This window comes from Elusimicrobiota bacterium, from assembly GCA_040757695.1.
Lineage (GTDB): Bacteria > Elusimicrobiota > UBA8919 > UBA8919 > UBA8919 > JBFLWK01.
On sequence record JBFLWK010000189.1, the window covers coordinates 1 to 1,928 of the forward strand.

The 1,928-nt window shown below is 34.3% G+C and carries 2 protein-coding genes; both read right to left on the reverse strand.

The genetic code is table 11. The features are described from left to right. Positions 1-1,279, reverse strand: a 1,279-nt coding sequence (locus AB1349_13980) for a transposase (GenBank protein ID MEW6558435.1), incomplete at its 3' end; no start/stop codon positions are given. Further along, entirely contained in the window at positions 1,230-1,664 is a 435-nt protein-coding gene (locus AB1349_13985; GenBank protein ID MEW6558436.1) for a hypothetical protein, read from the reverse strand. The genes AB1349_13985 and AB1349_13980, both read right to left, overlap by 50 nt. Positions 1,665-1,928: the final 264 nt, after the last annotated feature.

The window sequence follows — 1,928 nt, forward strand, 5'->3', positions numbered from 1 at the left end:
CTATCAACCAACCTGTTTTCAATTCTCTGAATGTTGTGTTTTCTATCAGACTTCTCAACTTGTATTTTTTAATCACAGAGATTGGTTTGTCCACTCTTAAAGTAGTTAAAAATACTTTCTCATATCCCGGTGGATATTCTTTTTCATCCCATTTTGTAACCATTACTGCATTTATTGGATTGGCTACAAAATTTTTATTGTGTCTATCTTTCCTGTTATGTTTTTCGTCGCCGTATTGATCATAACTGGTTAACCCTTTTATACCGACTGCAGATATTTCTCGTGTCACCTCTCGCCAGAGTCCGTCTGCGATTTTATTTCTGAAGCACCTTGCATCGTTTGTTATATCCATTGTTGTTGTCGCTGGTATTACAAAGTCAATTCTGAAATTATGTTTTATTTTCCATAAAGTTAATCCGTCAATAAAACCTCTGTCCAACAGTAAAACTTTTATTTTCTTGCCGATGTTTTTTTCCGCTTGTTTCATCAATTTTAATGTGTAATTTTTTTCACTCTCTTGTAGCTTCGCGAATTTCGCTGACACAACTATTCCAGTTCTTGCTCCTCGTATTACTAATAACTTGAATCCATATCTCGTTTTTAATGTTTTTATTATCTCGCCTGTTTTTTTGTCCAAATGTTCTTCTTCCTGCGTTTTTCTACCACAGCCCTTACATTTTTTGGTGGTTTCTATATCGGTTGGGTCACAAATATATATTTCATCGTCAATAAATTTTCCTTCATTCAGTATTTTTACACTTTCATTCAGTATCATCTCCGTTTCTTTTGCACCAAATTTTTCTAATGCATCTGATAATGTATCTTTGTGCATTAAACCGTTTCTTTTTTTACCTCTTTTGCAAAATCCATTTTTTATCTGCCGTGCTGTAAATCCCAATAACATCAACAGCCCTGTATCCTTAAATAGCATATCAGGCACCTGATTCATAGACGAAATTCCTAATAGTATTTTCATTTGATATGTCAGCAAAAGTTTTGATACCGTTATCATTCGTCTGATGTATCCAACGCCTGCTACATTTAATACTTCCAAAAATCCAATTGTCTTTAAGAATATTATGAACTTATCTAAAAATCCCCAGCCAGCATCTTTTAAGAATTCATATTTACCTTGTAAAATCCTTTTCGCTACCTCTTTCTGATTCCGGGTTAAGTGTTGCCACGCTAAATACTGACGATTTTTCTCTCTGGTTTCCTGCAATGCCTTCTCACCCTGTGCTTTTCTTCTTGCCAACTCTTTCAGATCTTTTTGTGACATAATCTTTTACATCCTCCTTTTGCGCCTTTCCTATTTTATCCAACTGTTCCACTATCCGTCTGTTTAATGAACGAACTGCTTTCATCTTTTCACAAAATACTTTATATGATCCAGTTAGTCTTGCTACTTCGCCAATTTTGTTTTTGGGTATGTATCTGTGTCGGGTAACCCCACCTTCAAGATATGTTAAATACGCATAACTTTTACCACCAGGTAATTTGCTTCTTTCTTTTACCGATTGAAAATCTCTTCTGCCTCTTGCCCGGTATCGCATTATTAAACAAGCTGGTAGTATTCGCGGTGTCTGTTCTATTTGTTTCTCAAGATAATATCTCTTCTGACTTAATTTGCTTATTACATACTTCAAACCTTTTATTTTTTCCATTTGCCCCACTCTTTTTCATAACACCATTTATATTATATCAGTGTTATTATTTTAGCAAAAAAATAATAGGATGTCAATACCCTACAAAAAATTCCTGCTTTTTCCGTCCTTACCTATCCCTTATGGCAAATCTTCAGAGTAACCACAAGATTTCACAGATTAAACATCAAAACACAGATAAACACAGATGTCTTATCAGTGTTCATCATCTTTTTTATCTGTGTCCATCTGTGACTGATTTTATAATTTCCTGTACTTCAAGTA

Bases quoted from the DNA above. Each gene is read 5' to 3' on its own strand.
- AB1349_13985 (MEW6558436.1), bottom strand. From the start codon at position 1,664: ATGGAAAAAATAAAAGGTTTGAAGTATGTAATAAGCAAATTAAGTCAG.